The sequence below is a fragment of the Pseudoxanthomonas sp. LjRoot127 genome, assembly GCF_964253495.1.
Classification (GTDB): Bacteria; Pseudomonadota; Gammaproteobacteria; order Xanthomonadales; family Xanthomonadaceae; genus Pseudoxanthomonas_A.
Map to the genome: position 1 here is coordinate 2,544,507 of NZ_CAXUQR020000001.1, position 21,481 is coordinate 2,565,987.

Below are 21,481 nucleotides of genomic sequence, written 5' to 3' on the forward strand. Positions count from 1 at the left end.
GCTGCAAACGTCCAGGCCATCCTCCGGGCCCGTGGCCCGGAGGTGGCGTGATGCGGTGTCGCGATGGCGCATCCTCGCGGGGATGCGCCGGTGCTGCGGTGGCGTTTAGATCTTGCCGACCAGGTCCAGCGACGGGGCGATCGTCTGCGCGCCTTCCTTCCACTTGGCCGGGCAGACCTGGCCGGGGTTGGCGGCGGTGAACTGCGCGGCCTTCAGCTTGCGCAGGGTTTCCGACACGTCACGGGCGATCTCGTTGCTGTGGATCTCGGCGGTCTTGATGACGCCTTCCGGGTTGATGACGAAGGTGCCGCGCAGGGCCAGGCCTTCTTCCTCGATGTGCACGCCGAACGCGCGGGTCAGCTGGTGGGTCGGGTCGCCGACCAGCGGGAACTGGGCCTTGCCCACCGCCGGGGAGGTTTCGTGCCACACCTTGTGCGAGAAGTGCGTGTCGGTGGTGACGATGTAGACCTCGGCGCCGGCCTTCTGGAACTCGGCGTAGTTGGCGGCGGCGTCTTCCACTTCGGTCGGGCAATTGAAGGTGAAGGCGGCCGGCATGAAGATCAGGACCGACCACTTGCCCTTCAGGGTGCCGTCGGTGACTTCGACGAATTCGCCGTTGTGGAAGGCGGTGGTCTTGAAGGGCTGGACCGCGGTGTTGATCAGGGACATGGAAGATCCTCGTGAGTGGAGTGGGTGTGGTGAAGCGATGGCGCCATGGTAGGCAGCGACTATTGATATCTCAAATCGATTGATGGAATTGAATAGATAGTTTTTGGCTATCAATAGGTGGGGTCGGCACATGCTTTCAACAAGATCTGAACAAAAAATAAAATTTTTCAGTTACTTATATTGATGGCGATCTGACTGGATCAGGACGTCTTAAGAGCTCCCTTGCCGGCACACGTCCGAACGAGGCCATTGCCGGCACTGCTAGAAGCACCGAGCGCTCCATACGCCATTGAGTACCATGATGGTGCGTCGCGGCGATGCGCAGGCGTGTGGGGTACCGCCGCCCGGTACCATGCGTGCCATGTCCGCTCCCGCCTCCCTCCGTCTCGACCACGCCCTGCGCGCCGCCGCGAGCCGACTGGCCGGCCCGGACGCCCGGCACGAAGCCGAGCAATTGCTGCTGCACGTGATCGGCCGCGACCGCGCCTGGCTGTTCGCGCATTGTGATGCCGCGCTGGCCGACGCGGATGCTGCGGCGTTCGACGCGCTGCTGGCGCGCAGGATCGCCGGCGAGCCGGTGGCCTATCTGGTGGGGCATCGCGGTTTCTGGACGCTCGACCTGCAGGTGTCGCCTGCCACCTTGATCCCGCGCCCGGAAACCGAGCGCCTGGTCGAACTGGCGCTGGAGCGCCTGCCCGCGGACAAGCCTTTGCTCATCGCCGACCTCGGCACCGGCACCGGTGCGATCGCGCTGTCGCTGGCGAGCGAGCGGCCGCAGGCGCAGGTGGTGGCAACCGATTCCAGCGCAGACGCACTGGTCGTCGCACGCGCGAACGGCGTGTCGAACGCCATCGCCAACGTCGAATTCCGCCACGGCAGTTGGTGGGCACCGCTGCAGGGCGAACGCTTCCACCTGGTCGCGAGCAATCCGCCCTACATCGCCGACGGCGACGCGCACCTGGCGCAGGGCGACCTGCGCTTCGAGCCGCCGACTGCGTTGTCCTCCGGCGCGGACGGTCTGGAGGCGATCCGGGAGATCGTGGGCGAGGCATCGACGCACCTCATGGCCGGCGGCTGGTTGCTGCTGGAGCACGGCTGGGACCAGGGCGCGGCGACCCGCGCGCTCATGACCGCCGCAGGCTTCGTCGACGTGGCCACGGAGACGGACCTGGAGCAGCGGGACCGCGTGACCCTTGGGCGCGTCACGGAAGCGCAGGACGCGAGCCGCTAGACTGTCGCTTTCCTCCAGGACGGGCTGCCCATGCGCACGCTGTACCCCGATATCGAACCCTTCGACACCGGCACGCTGAAGGTCGATGACCGCCATGAGCTGTACTACGAGCAGTGCGGCAACCCGCAGGGCAAGCCCGTGGTGCTGCTGCACGGCGGCCCGGGCGCGGGCTGCAGCCCGAAGATGCGCCGCTTCCACGATCCCGCGAAGTACCGCATCGTGCTGTTCGACCAGCGCGGCTCCGGTCGCTCCACGCCGCATGCGGACCTGGTGGACAACACCACTTGGGACCTCGTGGCCGACATCGAGAAACTGCGCGAAAAGCTCGGCATAGAGCGCTGGCAGGTGTTCGGCGGCAGCTGGGGTTCGACGCTGGCGCTGGCGTACGCCGAAGCGCACCCGCAGCGCGTGACCGAGCTGGTGCTGCGCGGCATCTTCATGCTGCGGCGGTGGGAGCTGGAATGGTTCTACCAGGAAGGCGCGAGCCGTCTGTTCCCGGATGCGTGGGAACACTACGTCACCGCGATCCCGCCGGTCGAGCGCCACGACCTGATCTCGGCGTTCCATCGCCGACTGACCTCCGACGACAAGGCCACGCGCCTGGCGGCGGCGAAGGCGTGGAGCGTGTGGGAAGGCGCGACCAGTTTCCTGCACGTCGACGCGGATTTCGTCAGCGGCCACGAAGAGCCGGAGTTCGCACTCGCGTTCGCGCGCATCGAGAACCACTACTTCGTCAACGGCGGCTTCTTCGAGGTCGAAGACCAGTTGCTGCGCGATGCCTCGCGCATCGCCGACATCCCGGGCGTGATCGTGCATGGCCGCTATGACGTGGTCTGCCCGGTCGCCAACGCGTGGGACCTGCACAAGGCCTGGCCGAAGGCGAGGCTCGAGATCACGCCGGCGTCTGGTCATTCCGCGTTCGAGGCCGAGAACGTCGACGCGCTGGTGCGCGCGACGGACGCCTTCGCCTGACGGGCCACCGCCGCACCGGAGAGAAGTTCATGGATTCGTCGCGCGCCACCGCTTCCGCCTTCGACCAGCGCCTGCTGGACCTGTACGACGATTACGTCCACGGTCGGGTCGACCGGCGCGGCTTCCTGTCGGGTGCGGCCCGGTTCGCCGTCGGCGGTACGACGGCAGCCGCGTTGCTCGCGGCGTTGGCGCCGCAGTACGCGTTCGCTGCGCAGGTGGCCGCGGACGATCCGCGCATCACCACCGTCTACCGCACGTTCCCGGCACCGCAGGGCCATGGCGAAGGACGCGGCTTGCTGGCGATGCCGCGCGAGCCGGGACCGCATCCGGTCGTGCTGGTGGTGCACGAGAACCGCGGACTGAATCCGTACATCGAGGATGTCGCGCGTCGCCTTGCCGTGGCCGGCTTCATCGCGTTCGCGCCTGACGCGCTGTATCCGCTGGGCGGGTATCCCGGCAATGACGACAAGGGTCGTGAGTTGCAGGCCACGCTGGACCGCGCGAAGGTCATGGCCGATCTCGAAGCCGCCGCGCGCTTCGCGCAGGCGCTGCCGCGCGGCAACGGGAAGCTCGGCGTGGTCGGTTTCTGCTTCGGCGGGCTGGTGACCAACGTGCTGGCCGCGCGCCTGCCGGAGCTCGTCGATGCCGGCGTACCGTACTACGGCGGCCAGCCGTCGGCGGAGGAAGCATCGCGCATCCGCGCGCCGCTGCTGCTGCAGTTTGCCGAGCTGGATACGCGCGTCAACGCGGGGTGGCCTACGTACGAACAGCAGCTCAAGGACGCCGGCGTCGCGTACACGGCGCACATGTATCCCGGCGTGAACCACGGGTTCCACAACGACACCACGCCGCGCTACGACGCCGCGGCCGCCGAACTCTCCTGGCAACGGACGCTGGCGTTCTTCCGCAAGCATCTCGCCGGCCCCTAGAGCGAAGGCGCCTCAGGGCTGCACGCAGGCTGTCCGGTCGCCGCATCCACCTGCGAACGAGACGGAGGGGTGCCTCGCGGCCGGTCGCGTGGCGGCGACCAGACGATGCGGACGTGCAGGGCGATGGTGGAAGCAGGGCAGGCGGGCGAGGGCAGGATCGGGCTGGAAGATGTCGACATCCCGCGGCTGGGCATGGCGGCGATGCGTTTCATCCAGGCGATCGAACAGGGTCATCACGGCGTGCTGTGGGACGCGGCGTCGGATGCGATCCGGCACTCGATGCCGCGCGATGCCTTCATCCATTCGCTGGCGCACCGGCATGACGTGCTCGGTCGCGGCACCGGGCGCCGCTGGACAGCGGTGCGAGTGGGTCGGCCCGCCACGCGCGCCGACCAGTTGCCGGGGACGTACGCGATGCTGGAATTCGCGGTGGCGTTCGGCGGACGTGGAACGCCGCATCGCGAAGTCATCACGCTGCGCCGCGAGGAAAGCGGCATCTGGCGCCTGGCGGGATACGGCGTCAACGCGACGTAGCGGTCAGCTGCGCGGCGTGCCGTCGAGGGTGTGGTCGATCATCCACAGGCCGGCCCAGAGCTTGGCGTCGAGTTCATAGCCCTCGCCGATCTTCTGCGCCAGCCAGGCGGCTGCCCGCACGCGCGGGATGGCGTGCACCGTGATGTCTTCGTCGCCATCGCCGCCACCTTCGCCGACCCTGCGAAGGCCGGTGGCACGCACGAAGGCGATCCGCTCGCTGCTGCTGCCCGACGAGGTGGGGCCGATCATCAGCACCTCCGCATGGTCGGCGGTCCAGCCGGTTTCTTCCTCCAGCTCGCGCACCGCGGACACCTCGATCGACTCGCCGGCGTGGATGTCACCGACCAGGCCGGCCGGCATCTCGATCGTGCGCGCCTGCAGCGGCACGCGGAACTGTTCGACGAACAGCACTTCGTCGTCCGGTGTCACCGCGATGATGATGGCCGCCAGTCCGCCTGCGTGCGCGCGCTCCACGTATTCCCAGGTGCCGCGCACCATCATGCGCTGGTACTTGCCCTGCCAGACCACGCTGGCGGGCACCTTTCGCTTGTCGTCGTCGCGTTTGTCCATGCGGCGATGCTATCGGTTGCCGATGACGTTTGACAGACGGTCAGTACGCCGGCGGTTCCAGTCCTGCCGCCACGCGCAGGCGGCGTCGCGTCATCGGGCCGAAGCGCAAGGCATCGGACAGTCCGGCCAGCATGTCGCCGTCCGCCTGGCCGCGCGCATGGCCCGCGCCGATGTCGCCCAGCGGCGCATCCAGCACGATGGTCGTGAGCTGCCGCCACAGCAGCGCATGCTCGCGTTGCTCGCGCAGGCGCACGGCCAGCGTGGCGGCACCGCGCAGGCGCAGGAACGCGACTTCGTCCATCCGCGCGAGCAGGGTGTCGAGGTCGCCGAAGTGCGCCAGCAGCACCGCAGCCGACTTGGCGCCGATACCGGTGACGCCGGGAATGTTGTCCACCGCATCGCCCGTCAGCGCCAGGTAGTCGGCGATCTGCCGCGCCTCCACGCCGTGGCGCGCCTTCACGCCGGCGGCGCCCCAGCGCTGCCCGCGCGCGAAGTCCCACTGCTCGTCGTGTTCCTGCAACAACTGCGACAGATCCTTGTCGGCGGACACGATGACGCCGCGGAATCCCCGTGGCCGCGCTTCGTGGAGCGCGCTTCCGATCAGGTCGTCCGCCTCGTACTCGCCATGCGCCAGCACGCTGAGGCCCAGCGCGGCGCACAGTGCCTTGCAGTGCGTGAACTGGCGCCGCAGTTCTTCCGGTGCAGGGTCGCGGTTGGCCTTGTAGGCGGGGTACAGCCGGTTGCGGAAGCAGCTGTCGAGGGCTTCGTCGAAGGCGACGGCGATGTGCGCGGGCCGCTCTTTCTCCAGCAGCTCGAGCAGGAAGCGCGCGAACCCGTGCACGGCATTCGTCGGCCAGCCGTCGGCGTCCTGGAACTCATCCGGCATCGAATGCCAGGCGCGGAACACGTACAGGCTCGCATCCACCAGGTACAGCGGGCGCGGGTGCGACGGATCAGGCATCGGGATTCCAGACGGTCAACAGCGCAGCGGGATCCGGCCGCTCCCGCTCGGGCGCCAGCAGCCGCGGCGTGCCGATGTGGATGAAGCCCACGATCCTCTCGTCCTGCACCAGCCCCAGCCGCCGCGCCACGTGCGCGTCATAGGCCATCCATCCGGTCAGCCATTGCGCGCCGAAGCCGAACGCCTGCGCGGCCTGCAGCAGGGCGAAGCAGACGCTGCCGGCCGTCAGCAGTTGTTCCAGCTCGGGCACCTTGTGGCCGGGCGCGAGGCGCGCGACGACGGTGACGATGTCCGGCGCGCTGGAAAAACGACCGCGGTCCTTCTCCACCGCCGCATCGGGCGCATCGGGGTCCAGCGCGCGGGTGCGCGCCGCCAGCGCATCGCCCAGTGCATGGCGCGCATCGCCGTGAAGATGGATGAAGCGGAACGGCACCAGCTTGCCGTGGTCGGGGACGCGGACCGCGGAGGCCAGCATGCGGAGCAGGGTCGCACGGTCCGGGCCGGGTTCGCCCAATTGCTTGGAAGGTACGGAGCGTCGCGCGTCCAATCCCTGCAACAGACTTTCAGTGAGCATCGAGGCGCCTTATAGTGGGATTCAGTGCACATTAGCGGTGCATGAGTTTAATCGCAGCGGATGCACCACGGTCCGCGCCACGCACGGCTCCTCACTGCAGGACGGGTCGCAGCGGACAACCTGGCCGACCGAACGACGCAATGCCCGCCACGCCACCGCCCCTTCCCACCTCCGGCCACCAGCTCGTCGAGCTGCTGCGCGACGCGATGCAGCCACCGCTGCAGGCCGCGTTCGCCGATGTGGTGGACGGCCTGCGCCAGCCGATGCTGGATCGCCTGGAACAGAGCGAGGTGGACCGTGGCCCCTATCTCGACGGCCTGCTGGCGCTGCGTGAACGGCGCGAGGCCATCCTGCGCGGATTCCGCGAGGACCTCGACGCGGCATGGCAGGCAGCGGCGACGGGCGATCAGGCACCGGCGCAGTTCGGCACGGAGAAGACCGGCGCCAGCCTGGGCCTGGTGGAGGAGGACGAACTGGATGTCCGCTTGGCCACCGAACATCTCGCGGAGGTGATCGCGCGCGAGTGGCAGTCCGAGCTGTTGCGCCTGAACGGCTACCTGACCTGGCTGGACATGGGGGTGCGGCTGGATCCCGGCCTGGGACCCTATTCGCCGGCGCGCATCGCGATGGCCGCCTACCAGGGATTCGCGCGCGCGGCCTTGCCCGGCAACGTGCGGGCGCTGGCCATGCAGTGCTGCGAGCGCGAACTCGTGGAACTGGTCGGGCCCATCTACGAATCCATGCACGCGCGCCTGGTCCGCAGGCTGGGGGCGCAGGACACCTCGTCTCCTCGCATGCGCCGGGCGCTGGCGATTCCGTCCGCCGGCGACGAGGCGACCAGCGAACCGGACTGGATGACGCGCTTCTTCGTGTCCTGGGACCACGGTGACGCCGAGGCGGCCACCGGCCCGGACGCGACCGCCTCGCTGCCGCCCGCGCTCCACCAGTTGCTGGAAGAATCGCGCTTGCAGCGCGCCCGCAACCAGGGCGTCGCGCGCACGGCTGAACGCACCTCGCTGTCACAGCGTGAGCTCATCGTCGCCCTGACGCTGCTGCAGATCGCGCCCGCCGAGGTGCACGCGGAGATCCTCGCCCGTCCCGACCGACTGCAGGCGGCGTTCAAGCAGCAGATCTTCCTGCAGGCCGCGCAGCTCGGCGTCGCACCCGAGGCCGTGGCGATCTCCGAGGCGGACGAGAACGTCGTCGACCTCGTCGGCATGCTGTTCGAAGTCATCTTCCGGGAAAGCCACCTGACCAGCGAACAGGTCCAGCTTCTGGGCCGGCTGATGGCGCCGATGACCAAGGTCGCGCTGCAGGACCGCAAGCTGTTCCTGCATGCGACCCATCCCGCGCGCCGGCTGCTCAACGTCCTGGTCGAGGCATGTGACGGCAATCCGGGGCAGACCGAGTCGCAGCGCCTGTTGCTGGAGAAGGTCAAGGACACGGTGCAGCGACTGGTCGCGGATTTCGACGAAAGCCAGTCGGTGTTCCGCCTGGCGCGCGCGGAATTCAACGCGTTCTACGCACGCTATCGTGGCGAGGCGGAACAGGTCGAGCAGGCGCTCGCGGCGGAACAGCAGGCCAAGGACGCGGAAGCGGACCTGGTCGCGCGGTTCGCCTCGCAACTCGAAGACCGCCTGCAGCCGCAGGACGTCCCGGCCCCGATACGGCGGCTGCTGAAGGAAAGTTGGCCCGCCTATGCCGCGCGCATGGAGGGGCTGGGCAAGCCCAAGGCGGCCCCGATGATGCTGGATGGCCTGCTGCAGGCCGTCGCCGATGCCCACATCCGCGACGATGTGCGCGGCTGGCATGCGGCGATGGACTGGCTGCAACCGATGTGGATGGCCTCGGGGCAGTCGCGGGCCGCCATCGCGATCTTGCGCGAGCGGCTGTTCGATGCACTGGTGACCCCGCAGGCCGCGGCCACCGAGGCGGCCGTCGAACCGCCTGCGCCCGTCGTGCAGGCGCCATTGCTGCCCGGGTTGCTGGAAACCCACGAATGGGTCGAGGGGCTCGAGCATCTCGACCCGGTGATGACGGACTATTTCCAGCACTTGCGCGAAGGCAGCTGGCTGGACTTCGTCGACAAGGATCATCGCGTGCAGGCGGGCCGTCTGAGCTGGATCAGCCCCTTCTCGCGCCGCATGATGTTCGTCAGCCGCTCGGGTTCGCGCATCTGCGTGGCGTCGGTGCAGGAGCTGGTGGTGATGGCGCAGCTGGGCCGCGTGCGCATGCACCGCGACGAGGACGCGTTCTACAGCGCCATGCAGGGCGTGGTCGACCGCCTGGCCGCACCGGCACAGGCTTGATTGTGACAACCTCGCCCCCCATGCAAGCGGCGTGCCGCAACGGTTTTCTGCGCGGCGCCCTGTTGCGCAGCGTCAAACTGCCGATGCCATCACGGTAGTCCGTCAGCCGGATTTCCTACGATGTCGCTGCGGATCCCCGTCCGCATCCCCCCCACTCCCTTTCGCCCTCCGGGGCGGGGAACCCTGCGCATGTCGAACGTTCCCAACCTCGCCGACCGCCCCGGGCGCGATACGCGCCTGCTGGAGCAGGCACGCGATGCCGCGATCCCGCCGCTGGTGGATGCGTTCGCGGTCGCGTTGGGGCGTTTCGACGACGCCCTGTTCGACAGGGCGGAACGGGCCGGTCCCTCGCAGATGGCCTTCCTCGACGCCATGCGCGAACTGCGCCGTCGCCGCGAGGACATCATCGGCCGCTTCCGCGGGCAACTGCAGCGGTCTTGGAAGGCCTTCGAGGCGGGGCAGCCGGTGCCGAGCGAGCGGGTGTTCCTGGAGTCGGCGGAAGATACGCTCAGCCTGGTCTCGGAACAGGAACTCGAATCGCGCCTGGCCGTCCGCAATTTCGCCAGCGTGATCATGCGCGACTGCAAGCCGGTGCTCGCGCGGCTTGACCGACGGCTCGGCTGGATCGCCGGCGACATCACGCTGGATGCCGATCTCAACCCGATCGGCCCCGAGCATATCGGCGTGGCCGTGCACCAGGCGTTCGCTGCCTGTGACCTGGCGGCCGATGTCCGGCTGGTGGTGATCAAGCTGTGCGAGCGCGACTTCGTGCCGGCTATCGCCCGCATCTACGCCTCGCTCGACCAGCGCCTGATGCAGGTCGGCGTGATGCCGGAACTGCCGGCGCGCCGCGCGCCGTCGCCCTCGTCCGCGGGCGCGCCCGCGCAGGAGTTCGACGCCGTCAACGATGCGGCGGCCGATGGCGAGGACCCGGGGGCGCCGGCGTGGGCCGCGCGCTTCCTCAACCGCATGGCGGGCGTCAGCCGCGGACTGCAGGCCAGCCAGGCCGCGCCGGCTGCGAGCGCATTCGGCGATGTGCCGCCCGGCTACGGCGGGGCCCCCGGTGCCCAGGGCGTGCTGCTGGAAGCCCTGCACCATCTGCTGCAGGAATCACGCCGGGGTCGCGATGCCGGCGATGCGCCGCCAACGCGCGCGCCCGATCCGCGCCAGCGCGACCTGTCGCAGCGCGAAATGCTTTCGGTGCTGTCCCTGCTGCAGGCGTCGCCCAGCGCCACGCTGCGCGCAGCCATCGGCGACACCGGCGAGTCGCTCTCGCAGCGGCTCAAGAACGAAGTGCTCAGCAGCGCCACGCAACTCGGCGTGGATCCGTCGCAGGCGCGCCTCGCACCGGTCGATGAAGATGCCATCGACCTGGTGGGCATGCTGTTCGACGTGATGCTGGACGAGCGCGATCTGGAGGGCCGGCCGCGCGAGCTGATCGGTCGTCTGGTCGTCCCGTTCGTAAAGGTGGCCCTGCTCGACCGTCGCATGTTCGTGCAGAAGACCCATCCGGCACGGCGCCTGCTCAACGTGCTGGCAGAAGCCTGCGAGGGCAACAACGGCGAAAGCGCCGCCGAGCGCACGCTGCTGACCAAGGTCGAGGAAGTCGTCGATCGCCTGGTCGCCGAGTTCAACGAGAATCTCGCGATCTTCCTGACCCTGGAAGAGGAGTTCCGCGCGTACCTCGAGCAGCACCGCCGCCGTATCGAGATCGCCGAGCGTCGTGCCGCCGAGATCCAGCGCGGCCAGGAACGCCTGGAAGCCGCGCGTGCGCGCATGACGTCCGAGCTGGACGAGCGCCTCTCCGGCCGGCGCGTGCCGCAGGCCATCGAGGATTTCCTGCGCCAGCCGTGGGCGCACCACGTCACCATGACCGTCCTGCGCGAGGGCGACGAGGGCGACGGCCTGCGCGAAGCACTGGCGCTGGCCGACGGCGTGCTCGAGGAACTGACCGAAGCGCAGCGCCATGTGGTCGGCAAGCCGTGGCTGCAAGCCTGGCGTGCGCAGATGCTGAAGGTGTTCGCCAGCGTCGGCATGAACCAGGATGCGGCCGCCGGCGCGGTGGATGCGTTGCACGACACCCTGCAGGCCGTGGCTGCCGCGCGTCCGGACCTGGAGCGCGCGTTGCCCGAGCTGCCGCAGGTCGTGTTGCCCAAGCCCGTCGTGGAAGAGGAGAGCGCGTCCATCCAGCTGGTCGGCGGGGCGGATACGCTCGATTTCGACCACAGCGATGCGGACCATTTCCGCGGCCTGCCCATTGGTACCTGGCTGGATTTCATCGACAAGGACAACAAGGTGCAGGCGGGCAAGCTGTCGTGGGTCAGCCCGATCTCCTCGCGCCTGCTGTTCGTCAACCGCCGCGGCGTGCGCTTCTGCGTCGCCTCGCCCGAAGAGCTCGCGGCGATGGTGCGGTTGGGACGCCTGCGCACCCACCAGAGCGAGGACGCGTTCGACAGCGCCATGCAGGGCGTGATCGAGCGCCTGGAACCGGCGCCGTCGGCCGCCGCCCCGGCGTAAGGGAATCCGCGCCGCGCGGCCTTGCCGCGCTCTGTTAGCATCGCGGCACGGATGACCTAACGACGAGGGGCGCAATGGCGGTCGAAGTTCGGGTACTGAAGGAAACCGCCGAGGGCGAACGCCGCGTGGCCGCGACGCCGGAAACCGTGCGCAAGCTGATCGCCGCGGGCGCACGGGTGGCCGTGGAGCGCGGAGCGGGCGACGGCGCGGGCTTCATCGACAGCGCCTACGCCGACGCGGGCGCCGAACTCGTGGACGATGCGGGCCGCGCCGGCGCCGACCTGCTGCTGTGCGTGCAACCGCCGTCGGCCGGCGCCATCGAAGGCTTCAAGCGGGGCGCCACGCTGGTCGGCGTACTGCAACCCACTGCCGATCCGGCGCGTGCCGCTGCGCTGCAGGCGAACGGTATCCAGGCATTCCCGCTGGAGCGGTTGCCGCGCACCACGCGTGCGCAGGCAATGGACGTGCTGAGTTCGCAGGCCGGCATGGCCGGCTACAAGGCGGTGCTGATCGCGGCGCAGCTGGCGCCCCGCTTCTTTCCCATGCTGACCACGGCCGCCGGCACCATCCGTCCGTCCAAGGTGCTGATCGTCGGGGCGGGCGTCGCGGGCCTGCAGGGCGTTGCGACCGCCAAGCGCCTGGGTGCGCAGGTCGAAGGGTTCGACGTGCGTCCGGAGACGCGCGAGCAGATCGAATCGCTGGGCGGCAAGTTCCTCGACCTCGGCGTCAGCGCGGCGGGCGAAGGGGGCTATGCGCGGCAACTGACGGACGAAGAGCGCGCGCTGCAGCAACAACGGCTGGCCGAGCACCTCAAGGGCATCGACGTGGTGGTGTGCACGGCCGCCGTCCCCGGGCGTCCGGCACCGAAGATCGTCACCACTGCGATGGTCGACGGCATGAAGCCGGGCAGCGTCATCGTGGACCTGGCGGCCGAGACCGGCGGCAACTGCGAACTGACGCGCCCGGGCGATACCTACGCGCACCACGGCGTGACCATCGCCGGTCCGCTCAACCTCGCCAGCCTGGGTGCGGTGCATGCGAGCGAGATGTACGCCCGCAACGTGCTGAACTTCGTCGCCCTGTTCGTCAGGGACGGTGCGCTGCAGTTCGATTGGAGCGATGAATTGCTGGCGAAGACGGTATGGCCGGACCGGCCGGCCACGCAGGCGGCCGCCTGACGCCGGACGTCAGCGTTCCGGCCACCGGTTCCGATCACGGTCACGGTCACGCGGCGGCGGTGCGTTGTCGCGCATCCACGCCTCGCGCTGTTCGGGCGTCATCTTTTTCCACTCGTTCCGCAAGGCCTCGCGCTGCTCGGGGCTGAGCGTCTTCATGCGTGCGAACAGGGCGCGCGCATGCCGGCGCTGATCGGGACTCATGCCCTCAAAGCGCTTCATGCCGTGCCGCGCCTGCGCACGCTGTTCCGGCGTCATCGCCTGCCAGCGCTGGGCGCGTTCGAGCATGCGGCCGCGATCGCCGGGCTCCCGGTTCCAGCGGTCGCGCACGGGTGCGATCAGGGCTTCACGCTGTTCGGGCGTCAGCTTCTCCCAGGCCGGCAGCGGCGCGGGTGCGGACTGCGCGAGCACGTGGCCACTGGCCAGCAGGACGCCGAGGGCGAGGATGCGAAGGGCAGCGGCCTTCATGGGGTCGACTCCATGGCAAGGGGCTGTGCGTCGGCGGACGCCAGCCAGAGATACAGTTCGGGGTCTTCGTCGTACGCGCTGGCCACGCCGAGTTCCTCCGCAGTGAAGTCGCCCTCGCTCTCGCCGGCAACGGTCTCCGGCGCGGGCGGCACCGGGCCGCGGGGCAGCCATTGCAGACCGACACCGACCGCCAGCACCGCGGAAAAGGCCGTGGCCACCAGCCAGCGCCCACGGTGGCGCGCACCGGCCGGCGCGGCCTGCCGCCCGGCCTCGTGGCGGGCGTTCCGCAGGTGCATCAGGGTCTGGGGTGAGACCTGCGCCAGCGACGCCTGGTGCAGGCGACGCGCGTACTGGTCGATGTCAGGGGCGGGGTTCATCGGAATTCCTCAAGTTGCCGTTGCAGGGCCTCGCGCGCGCGGGACAGGTGGGTTTTCACCGATCCCTCCGAGCAGCCCATCGCGCGCGCGGTGTCGGCCACATCCAGTTCTTCCAGCACGCGCAGGGTAAACGCCTCGCGCTGGCGCGCGGGCAGGCCGCGCAATGCCTGCACCAGGCGGGTATACGCCTCGCGCTGATCGTGGGCCTGCGCCGGCCCTGCGCCGTGGTCGGGCGCCCAGTCCACCGGTCCTTCCTCGCCGCGATCGCCCGTGGGCATCAGCCAGCGCAGGCGGAAGCCGGCGCGGCGCTGCAGGTCGACGATGCGACGGCGCAGGATGCTCCAGAACAGCGGTGACCATTCTTCGGCCGGCTTCTCGCGATAGGCCAGCATCTTCATCATCGCGTCCTGCACCGCATCGAGCGCGTCCTCGCGATGGCGCAGGCCGGCTTCGGCGAACCGGAACGCGCGGGGTCCGATATCGGCCAGGAAACGCTCGATCGTCGTCGCCAGCGGGGCGGGCGACGACGTTTCCGGCGGCGGGCTCGGGGCGGTGCTCACCAACATAGCTTAGCGGTCGCGTTGTTGATCAGCCGCGATGGTCCAGGCGCCGGTCGATGCGATCGCCACGGCGGTCCCAGCGCGCCTCGGCCCGTTCGCCCTTGCGATCCAGCCGGGTATCGATGCGGTCGCCGCGGCGTTCCAACCGGTTCGCGGCGCGGGAGTGACCATGATGGTCGGCCCACTGCGCACTGCGGTCGAAGCGCCGCTCGATACGGTCGCCGCGCGCGTCGGTCCGTTGTTCGATGCGGTCGCCCTTGCGGTCCAGGCGATGGTCGATGCGGTCGCCGCGATCGCCGGCGAAGGCGGTGCCGGTGGCAGTCAGCAGCAGTACGGTCAGGCCGAGCAATGACGTGCGCTTCATGGTGGACTCCTCGGTGGGATGGGGCGGTGCAGGCAAGGAAACGCCCCGAGGCGTCGTCGGTTGACGCGGCAGCGCCGCCCACGCGCGGGTTCAGGTACGGTTATGATGCGGAGGCACCGGCCGACGCCTGTGCATCGACAACGTGGACGAGGTGGAGGAGCGGATGAGCGACGGGTTCGTGGCGCTATACATCTTCATGCTGGCGGCCATCGCCGGCCACGTGATCATCTCGCGGGTGCCGGTGATCCTGCACACGCCGCTGATGTCCGGCTCCAACTTCATCCACGGCATCGTGCTGATCGGCGCGATGGTCGTGCTGGGCCACGCCGACACCCCGCTGGAAAAAGCCATCGGCTTCATCGCCGTCCTGCTGGGCGCGGGCAACGCGGCCGGCGGCTACGTGGTCACCGAGCGCATGCTGGACATGTTCAAGAGCAGCAAGCCCGCGGGTGGCAAGTGAGCAGCATGCCCATCGTTCCCGCGCCTGCGCGCACTGCGCGCGACGTATTCCACGGGTTGAGCTACCTCCAGTACCCGGCGCTGCTGGTGGCGCTGGGGTACGCGGCGAAGTCGGGTTGGACGCTCGCAATGGCCGGCAGCGGGAGCTGGGCGGCGGTGTACGACGACTGGAACTATGTGCTGCTGTACGCCGGCATCGGTATCGGCCTGTCTTCCCTGCAGGATCCGACCCGCACGCAGAACGCGTTGTCGAAACGCGTCTGGCAGGACCCACGCAAGGGGCGCTGGATGCTGGTGCTGCTGTCTTTTTACACCGTCACCCCGATGGTGGCCGGGCTGTTCGGCGCATACCTGGCCGACACGACGGTGGTGAACCAGTTGTCGCTGGGCCTGGTGGCCTTCGGCCTGGGCATGGTCGGCCTGCTCAAGACCGCCATCGAGATGCGTGAGCACCATCGGGTGGACAAGCCACCCGCCTCGTCGTCCGAAGGGAGCCGTGCATGAGTGCGTTGACGCTGGTGAAACTGAGTTACTTCGTGGCCGCCACGCTGTTCCTGCTGGGCCTGCAGCGCATGGCCAGTCCCAAGACCGCGCGCAGCGGCATCCAGTGGGCCGGCGTGGGCATGCTGATCGCCACGATCGCCACGTTCTTCCTGCCGGGGCTGCACAACATCGGCCTGATGATCGCGGCCATCGTGATCGGCGTCGGCCTGAACTGGGTCTGGGGCAAGAAGGTCGCCATCACCGACATGCCGCAGATGGTCGCGCTGTTCAACGGCATGGGCGGCGGTTCGGCCGCGGCGATCGGTGCGGTGGAACTGGTGCGCTACTCCGCCGGCGAGCCGGCGCCGTCGACGTTCACGCTGTCGTTGGCGGTCATCGGCGCGCTGATCGGCGCGGTCTCGCTGACCGGCTCGGTGATCGCCTGGGCCAAGCTCGACGGACGCATGGACAAGCGCTACACCTTCCCGGGGCAGCAGTGGTTCAACGCGCTGGTGGCGCTGGCCGCCATCGCCAGCGGCGTGATGGCGCTGACCACCCTGGCGATGCCGTGGATCATCGCGTTCTTCGTGCTGTCGCTGGCGCTCGGCGTATTGATGACGCTGCCCATCGGCGGCGCCGACATGCCGGTGGTGATCTCGCTCTACAACGCCTTCACCGGCCTGGCGGTCGCCTTCGAAGGCTACGTGCTAGGCAACGAAGCGCTCATCATCGCCGGCACCATGGTCGGCGCGGCCGGCATGCTGCTGACGCGGCTGATGGCCAAGGCGATGAACCGCAAGATCACCAACGTGCTGTTCTCCAACTTCGGTGGCGGCAGTGCGGCTATGCAGGAAATCGGCGGATCGATGAAGCCCATCGAGGCCGCCGACGTCGCCGCGATGATGGCCTACGCCGAACGCGTGGTGATCGTGCCCGGCTACGGCCTGGCCGTGGCGCAGGCGCAGCACAAGATCTGGGAGCTGTCGCAGAAGCTGATGGATCGCGGGGTGAAGGTGAAGTTCGCCATCCACCCGGTCGCCGGCCGCATGCCCGGCCACATGAATGTACTGCTCGCCGAAGCCGGCGTGCCCTACGACCTGATCGCCGACATGGACGACATCAACCCCGAGTTCGCCAACACCGACGTCTCGCTGGTGATTGGCGCGAATGACGTGGTGAATCCGGTGGCGAAGACCGACCCGGCCAGCCCGATCTACGGCATGCCCATCCTCGACGTGGTGAACTCGAAGAACACCATCGTCATCAAGCGCGGCAAGGGCACCGGTTTCGCCGGCATCGAGAACGCGCTGTTCTACGCCGACAACACCCGCATGCTGTACGGCGACGGCAGCGAGATGGCCAATGCGCTGGTCAGCGAACTGAAGGCGCTGGACGGCGGGCACTGAGCCCGCCGCTCCGCGTCAGCGCGTCCACCAGGCCGCAAGCAGCGGCGCCGCCACCAGCGCCGCGGCGTCCAGCGGGGAGGTGGTCAGCGACACCAGTGTCCAGGCATGGTGCGCGCCCAGCTTCAGCACCGAATCCCACGGATTGAGCCCGAAGGCAAACCCCATCTGGGTGGCGGCGATGGTCCACAGCGCCAGCAGGGAGATCGCGACGGTGGCCACGCCGCCCAACACGGCACGGCGCGCGCCGGCGGGCATGCCGCACAGGCGCAGCACCAGCACGATGTCGAGCGCGACGGCAAGCGCCATCCAGCCCGCCTGCCGCTGGAGGTAGAGCGCCAGCGCCACCCAGATCACCAGCACGCTGCCGCCGGCCAGCACGAGCATCAGGGGAACAAGCCATGGGGCGGCGCGACGCAGGGCGGGGGACATGGAGACTCCGGCAGGGCCGCCAAGGATACGGCCTGAACGCGGTCGCCGGGGCGCGAAGGCTACAATAGGCCGCCTTGCAGCGCCCCACGCGCGTCCCCATCTGGTTTTGCATGTATTCCCGCAGCAGCGAACCCGTCCAATTCTCCCGCGATTGCGCCGCCGTTCTGGTGCCGCAGGGCGAACTCGTCACCCTGCCGGCCGGCAGCTACGGCTACATCACCCAGGCGCTCGGCGGTAGTTACACCGTGTTCGTCGAAGGCAACCTGATGCGCATCGCCGGCAGGGATGCGGATGCGATCGGCAAGGAACCGTCCGAACCGCTCTCGTTGCCCGACAACGCCAGCGACGAGGAAGTCGAGGCGATGGTGTGGAACCAGCTGCGCACCTGCTTCGATCCCGAGATCCCGTTCAACATCGTCGACCTCGGCCTGGTCTACGAAGCCAACCTCACCACCCGCGACGACGGCCAGCGCGGCATCGACGTGAAGATGACGCTGACCGCGCCGGGCTGCGGCATGGGCGAGATCCTGGTCGACGACGTGCGCAGCAAGCTGGAGATGATCCCCACCGTGGCCGAGGCCGATGTCGAACTGGTATTCGATCCGCCGTGGGGCCGCCACATGATGTCCGACGCCGCCAAGCTGGAAACCGGCATGCTCTGAGCCCGCGGCTCGCCCGATGCAGAACCCGTCAGGAAGAAAGAGATGAACGTGATGAACGCCGCCCCGTTGACCTACCGCGTGAACCGCTCCGACAAGGCCCGCACCCCGGCCGAGCGCGACGCCATCCTCGCCAGCCCCGGGTTCGGCCTGCACTTCACCGACCACATGGTCGCCATCACCTGGGACAAGGCGCAGGGCTGGCACAGCGCGGAAGTCCGCGCCTACGGTCCGCTGTCGCTCGACCCGGCCGCCTCGGTGCTGCACTACGGCCAGGAGATCTTCGAAGGCATCAAGGCCTACCGCCATGCCGACGGTTCCATCTGGACCTTCCGTCCCGACGCCAACGGCAAGCGCCTGCAGCGTTCGGCCGCGCGCCTGGCGCTGCCGCAGCTGCCGGTCAACGAGTTCGTCGAATCGCTGCGCCAGCTGGTCGCCATCGATGGCGACTGGGTGCCGTCGGCGCCGGAGACCAGCCTGTACTTCCGTCCCTTCATGATCGCCACCGAAGCCTTCCTCGGCGTGCGTGCCGCGCACCAGGCCGGCTACTACGTCATCGCCAGCCCCGCCGGCGCGTACTTTGCCAAGGGTGTGGCGCCGGTGTCGATCTGGCTGTCGGAAGACTATGCCCGCGCCGCCAAGGGCGGCACCGGTGCCGCCAAGTGCGGCGGCAACTACGCCGCCTCGCTGCTCCCGCAGCAGGAAGCGCAGGCGCAGGGCTGCTCGCAGGTGCTGTTCCTCGATCCGGTGGAAGGCAAGTACCTGGAAGAACTGGGCGGCATGAACGTGTTCCTCGTTTACAAGGACGGCCACATCGTCACCCCGGAACTCTCCGGCAGCATCCTTGAAGGCATCACCCGCGACAGCATCATCCACATCGCCCGCGATCGCGGCCACGCCGTCGAAGAGCGCAAGGTCTCCATCGATGAGTGGAAGCAGGGCGTGACCTCCGGCGACATCGTCGAAGTGTTCGCCTGCGGCACCGCCGCGGTGATCACGCCGATCGGCCAGCTCAAGGGCAAGGACTTCGCCGTGGGCGACCTCAACGCACTGGCCGGCGAAGTGACGATGGGTATCCGCAAGGAACTCACCGACATTCAGTACGGCCGCATCCCCGACCGCCACGGTTGGCTGGTGAAGTTGCGCGATTGAGGTCGAAAGCATCGTCGAAAGAAAAGCCCGCTGCGAAGCGGGCTTTTTTATTGCGTAATCAACGCGTGGTTCACCGAATAAAAAATTCACATGTGCGATGGTGTGCAGGAAGTAAATGAACCTACCTGCGGATGTCTACCGGTGACCTGCGCTTCATGCGTGTATCCCGGCGATTACGTTTGAAACATATATGGCGAACTGTGTCTTTCATCGCTGATTCAGCGAAGTGCTCTCCGTTAGCGTCGTCGTTGCGTCGTGCATTGCGCGGCGTGTACCCGGTCGAACGCAACAGCCCGTCCACCCCCTCCCGTTGCAGTCCCGCGCCCTCGACCGGGCGATTGCCGCATTGGCGGCTTTTCATTTCATCCTTGAGGGAGAGTCTGATGTCTGGATTTGCAAAGCGTGGTTCGCGTGTGCGCCTGCTGTGCCTGTCGTCCGCCGTGCTCGCATCGCTGTATGCGTTGCCGGCAATGGCCGGCCGTGTCGACATGAGTGGCCTGCAGGTGGAAGAACCGGGCGGCTACGACCGCTTCATCGTGAAGTATCGCGACGGCAGTACGGAAAGCACCAACGCGACGCAGCTGCAGCGCTCGCTGACCAGCGCCGCCAGCACCGGCGTCGCCAAGCGCGGCGGTCGCGCGCTGGGCCTGCAGAAGCTGCGCCGGCTCGCCGCGGGCGGTGCCGACGTGGTGCGCGCCGATCGCAAGCTGGACCGCATCGAAGCCGAGTCGCTGATGCGCCAGCTGGCCGCCGATCCGAACGTGGAGTACGTGGAAGTCGACCAGCGCATGTATCCGGTGCTGACGCCCAACGACCCGCGCCTGTCCGAGCAGTGGGGCTTCGGCACCACCACGTCCGGCATCAATGTGCGCTCGGCCTGGGACAAGTCCACGGGCGCGGGCGTGGTGGTGGCCGTCATCGATACCGGCATCACCAACCATGCCGACCTCAACGCCAACATCCTGCCCGGCTACGATTTCATCAGCGACACCTTCGTCTCGCGCGACGGCAACGGACGCGATTCGAACCCGAACGACGAAGGCGACTGGAACCCGGTCGCGGGCGAGTGCTACAGCGGTTCGCCGGTCAGCAACTCCAGCTGGCATGGCACGCACGTAGCCGGCACCGTCGCCGCCGTGACCAACAACAGCACCGGCGTGGCCGGTACCGCGTTCGGCGCCAAGGTGGTGCCGGTGCGTGTGCTGGGTCGCTGCGGTGGCCTGACCTCGGATATCGCCGACGCGATCACCTGGGCCTCGGGTGGCACCGTCAGCGGCGTGCCCGCCAATGCCAATCCGGCGGAAGTCATCAACATGTCGCTGGGCGGCGGCGGTACCTGTTCCGCGACCTACCAGAACGCGATCAACGGTGCGGTCGGTCGCGGGACCACCGTGGTGGTGGCCGCGGGCAACAGCAACACCAACGTGTCCAGCGCGGTGCCGGCGAACTGCCCGAACGTCGTGGCCGTGGCGGCGACCACGTCGAGCGGCTCGCGCGCCAGCTTCTCCAACTACGGCACCGGCATCGACATCTCCGCGCCGGGCCAGAGCATCCTGTCCACGCTCAACTCCGGCACCACCACGGCGGGCAGCGCGAGCTACGCGTCGTACAACGGCACGTCGATGGCGGCTCCGCACGTGGCGGGCGTGGTCGCGCTGATGCAGGCTGCCGCACCGTCGCCGCTGACCCCGGCACAGGTGGAGACGATCCTGAAGAATACCGCGCGTCCGTTGCCGGGCACGTGCTCGGGTGGCTGCGGTGCGGGCATCGCCAATGCGGACGCAGCCGTCGTGGCGGCGCAGGGCGGCACCATGCCGCCGGGTGGCGGTACGCAGACCTACACCAACGGCACCGACGTCAGCATTCCCGACAACAACACGACGGGCGTGACCAGCACGATCGCCGTGTCGGGCCGCACGGGCAACGCGCCGAGCAATGCGCAGGTGGCGGTCAGCATCGTGCACACCTACATCGGTGACCTGATCGTCGACCTGCTGGCGCCGGATGGTTCGGTGTACGTGCTGCACAACCGCACGGGCGGCAGTGCCGACAACATCAACCAGACCTACACGGTGAACCTGTCGAGCGAAGCCCTCAACGGCAGCTGGCGCCTGCGCGCCCGCGACCGTGCAGGCGCGGATACCGGCTACATCAACAGCTGGAGCATCACGTTCTGAGGATCGCCCGCTGAGGGAGTCGCCAGGATGTGCATGAGGAACCCCGGCCTTGGCCGGGGTTCTTTGTCTGTGCTACGGGCGGGACCGCATGTCGATCCCGCACCCCCTCCTTCGTCGAACAGGCAAGCGCAGGTCGTGACGCCAAGGTGGCGCACACAGCTTGCATGACCGCCAGGAGCGATGCATGACGACGAACGCGAAGACAAAAGGTCCGGCTTCCTACTTTCCTTCGATAGAGAAGCAGTACGGTAAGCCGGTGGAACACTGGTTCACGATCCTGGGCGCGGTCAGCGACCGGAAACACGGCGAGCAGGTGGCCCTGTTGAAAACGGAGCACGCGTTGGGCCATGGCCATGCGAATGCGCTGGTGGCGTATTTCAGGGCGGAACGCGGAGGCTAGACGCCTTCCAGGGAAAGCAGGGAGGCCGAGTACGGCCTCGGGCACCCTGCGACGGCGCCTGCAGGCATCGGGCGGCCGCGCAGATTGACGCCGCGATGACGCAGGC

The 21,481-nt window shown here is 68.5% G+C and carries 22 protein-coding genes and 1 pseudogene; 14 read left to right on the forward strand and 9 right to left on the reverse strand.

The window, feature by feature from the left end; translation table 11 throughout:
- Positions 1-105 precede the first annotated feature (105 nt).
- A complete protein-coding gene (gene ahpC / locus ACSQ19_RS11725) occupies positions 106-669 on the reverse strand; it encodes an alkyl hydroperoxide reductase subunit C (RefSeq protein WP_142125842.1) in 564 nt (187 codons plus the stop codon).
- 361 nt (positions 670-1,030) lie between these two features.
- Here ahpC and prmC point away from each other — a divergent pair, with 361 nt between their 5' ends.
- From prmC to ACSQ19_RS11745, 4 genes are all read left to right on the forward strand, one after another.
- Positions 1,031-1,900 carry a peptide chain release factor N(5)-glutamine methyltransferase gene (gene prmC / locus ACSQ19_RS11730; protein ID WP_435997155.1) on the forward strand — a complete coding sequence of 290 codons (870 nt, stop codon included), beginning with the start codon at positions 1,031-1,033 and terminating at the stop codon, positions 1,898-1,900.
- Between the two features lie 30 nt (positions 1,901-1,930).
- Positions 1,931-2,872 (forward strand): prolyl aminopeptidase, encoded by a 942-nt coding sequence (gene pip / locus ACSQ19_RS11735; protein ID WP_296282067.1) that lies wholly within the window; start codon positions 1,931-1,933, stop codon positions 2,870-2,872.
- A gap of 29 nt (positions 2,873-2,901) precedes the next feature.
- Positions 2,902-3,801, forward strand: coding sequence for a dienelactone hydrolase family protein (locus tag ACSQ19_RS11740; RefSeq protein ID WP_435997157.1), 900 nt, complete (start codon positions 2,902-2,904; stop codon positions 3,799-3,801).
- 105 nt (positions 3,802-3,906) lie between these two features.
- Positions 3,907-4,335, forward strand: coding sequence for a DUF4019 domain-containing protein (locus ACSQ19_RS11745; RefSeq protein ID WP_435997159.1), 429 nt, complete (start codon positions 3,907-3,909; stop codon positions 4,333-4,335).
- A gap of 3 nt (positions 4,336-4,338) precedes the next feature.
- On the opposite strand, the gene ACSQ19_RS11750 is transcribed toward ACSQ19_RS11745, so the two are convergent.
- From ACSQ19_RS11750 to ACSQ19_RS11760, 3 genes are read right to left on the reverse strand one after another with little or no spacing between them, the layout of a single operon-like run.
- Complete coding sequence (locus tag ACSQ19_RS11750; protein ID WP_296282062.1) at positions 4,339-4,905, reverse strand: NUDIX hydrolase; 567 nt, start codon at positions 4,903-4,905, stop codon at positions 4,339-4,341.
- Positions 4,906-4,945: 40 nt separating this feature from the next.
- Positions 4,946-5,866 carry a 5'-3' exonuclease gene (locus ACSQ19_RS11755; protein ID WP_435997162.1) on the reverse strand — a complete coding sequence of 307 codons (921 nt, stop codon included), beginning with the start codon at positions 5,864-5,866 and terminating at the stop codon, positions 4,946-4,948.
- Positions 5,859-6,440, reverse strand: coding sequence for a nitroreductase family protein (locus tag ACSQ19_RS11760; protein WP_435997164.1), 582 nt, complete (start codon positions 6,438-6,440; stop codon positions 5,859-5,861). The genes ACSQ19_RS11755 and ACSQ19_RS11760 overlap by 8 nt, the downstream gene beginning before the upstream one ends.
- Before the next feature lie 140 nt (positions 6,441-6,580).
- On the opposite strand from ACSQ19_RS11760, the gene ACSQ19_RS11765 reads away from it, so the two are divergent.
- The 3 genes from ACSQ19_RS11765 (at position 6,581) to ACSQ19_RS11775 (ending at position 12,444) form a co-directional block, all read left to right on the forward strand.
- The gene (locus tag ACSQ19_RS11765; protein ID WP_435997166.1) at positions 6,581-8,749 is read left to right on the forward strand and encodes a DUF1631 family protein; all 2,169 of its coding nucleotides are present in this window, start codon (positions 6,581-6,583) and stop codon (positions 8,747-8,749) included.
- Positions 8,750-8,938: 189 nt separating this feature from the next.
- The gene (locus tag ACSQ19_RS11770) at positions 8,939-11,266 is read left to right on the forward strand and encodes a DUF1631 domain-containing protein (protein WP_435997168.1); all 2,328 of its coding nucleotides are present in this window, start codon (positions 8,939-8,941) and stop codon (positions 11,264-11,266) included.
- A 74-nt stretch (positions 11,267-11,340) separates the two neighbouring features.
- Positions 11,341-12,444, forward strand: coding sequence for an NAD(P) transhydrogenase subunit alpha (locus ACSQ19_RS11775; RefSeq protein WP_435997170.1), 1,104 nt, complete (start codon positions 11,341-11,343; stop codon positions 12,442-12,444).
- 9 nt (positions 12,445-12,453) lie between these two features.
- On the opposite strand, the gene ACSQ19_RS11780 is transcribed toward ACSQ19_RS11775, so the two are convergent.
- From ACSQ19_RS11780 to ACSQ19_RS11795, 4 genes are read right to left on the reverse strand one after another with little or no spacing between them, the layout of a single operon-like run.
- The gene (locus ACSQ19_RS11780; RefSeq protein WP_435997172.1) at positions 12,454-12,909 is read right to left on the reverse strand and encodes a DUF3106 domain-containing protein; all 456 of its coding nucleotides are present in this window, start codon (positions 12,907-12,909) and stop codon (positions 12,454-12,456) included.
- Positions 12,906-13,286, reverse strand: a complete 381-nt coding sequence (locus tag ACSQ19_RS11785) for a hypothetical protein (RefSeq protein ID WP_435997174.1) — start codon at positions 13,284-13,286, stop codon at positions 12,906-12,908. Before ACSQ19_RS11785 ends, ACSQ19_RS11780 begins: the two co-directional genes overlap by 4 nt.
- Positions 13,283-13,852 carry an RNA polymerase sigma factor gene (locus ACSQ19_RS11790; RefSeq protein ID WP_296282046.1) on the reverse strand — a complete coding sequence of 190 codons (570 nt, stop codon included), beginning with the start codon at positions 13,850-13,852 and terminating at the stop codon, positions 13,283-13,285. The genes ACSQ19_RS11785 and ACSQ19_RS11790 overlap by 4 nt, the downstream gene beginning before the upstream one ends.
- A gap of 22 nt (positions 13,853-13,874) precedes the next feature.
- The gene (locus tag ACSQ19_RS11795) at positions 13,875-14,210 is read right to left on the reverse strand and encodes a hypothetical protein (protein WP_435997176.1); all 336 of its coding nucleotides are present in this window, start codon (positions 14,208-14,210) and stop codon (positions 13,875-13,877) included.
- A gap of 163 nt (positions 14,211-14,373) precedes the next feature.
- On the opposite strand from ACSQ19_RS11795, the gene ACSQ19_RS11800 reads away from it, so the two are divergent.
- From ACSQ19_RS11800 to ACSQ19_RS11810, 3 genes and pseudogenes are all read left to right on the forward strand, one after another.
- A complete protein-coding gene (locus ACSQ19_RS11800) occupies positions 14,374-14,670 on the forward strand; it encodes an NAD(P) transhydrogenase subunit alpha (RefSeq protein ID WP_435997178.1) in 297 nt (98 codons plus the stop codon).
- A 5-nt stretch (positions 14,671-14,675) separates the two neighbouring features.
- A complete protein-coding gene (locus tag ACSQ19_RS11805) occupies positions 14,676-15,173 on the forward strand; it encodes a hypothetical protein (protein ID WP_435997180.1) in 498 nt (165 codons plus the stop codon).
- A gap of 11 nt (positions 15,174-15,184) precedes the next feature.
- Positions 15,185-16,558, forward strand: a pseudogene (locus tag ACSQ19_RS11810) (NAD(P)(+) transhydrogenase (Re/Si-specific) subunit beta); the annotation flags it as partial.
- A gap of 15 nt (positions 16,559-16,573) precedes the next feature.
- Here the strand turns inward: ACSQ19_RS11810 and ACSQ19_RS11815 are convergent.
- Positions 16,574-16,987: a hypothetical protein gene (locus ACSQ19_RS11815; protein WP_299340951.1), complete on the reverse strand. Its 414-nt coding sequence runs from the start codon at positions 16,985-16,987 to the stop codon at positions 16,574-16,576.
- A gap of 110 nt (positions 16,988-17,097) precedes the next feature.
- Here ACSQ19_RS11815 and sufT point away from each other — a divergent pair, with 110 nt between their 5' ends.
- The 4 genes from sufT (at position 17,098) to ACSQ19_RS11835 (ending at position 21,375) form a co-directional block, all read left to right on the forward strand.
- Positions 17,098-17,649 (forward strand): putative Fe-S cluster assembly protein SufT, encoded by a 552-nt coding sequence (gene sufT, locus ACSQ19_RS11820; RefSeq protein ID WP_435997182.1) that lies wholly within the window; start codon positions 17,098-17,100, stop codon positions 17,647-17,649.
- Positions 17,650-17,700: 51 nt separating this feature from the next.
- Positions 17,701-18,798 carry a branched-chain amino acid aminotransferase gene (locus ACSQ19_RS11825; protein ID WP_436000966.1) on the forward strand — a complete coding sequence of 366 codons (1,098 nt, stop codon included), beginning with the start codon at positions 17,701-17,703 and terminating at the stop codon, positions 18,796-18,798.
- Positions 18,799-19,181: 383 nt separating this feature from the next.
- Positions 19,182-20,975 (forward strand): S8 family peptidase, encoded by a 1,794-nt coding sequence (locus tag ACSQ19_RS11830; protein WP_435997185.1) that lies wholly within the window; start codon positions 19,182-19,184, stop codon positions 20,973-20,975.
- 184 nt (positions 20,976-21,159) lie between these two features.
- A complete protein-coding gene (locus ACSQ19_RS11835) occupies positions 21,160-21,375 on the forward strand; it encodes a DUF4287 domain-containing protein (RefSeq protein WP_296282027.1) in 216 nt (71 codons plus the stop codon).
- Positions 21,376-21,481: the final 106 nt, after the last annotated feature.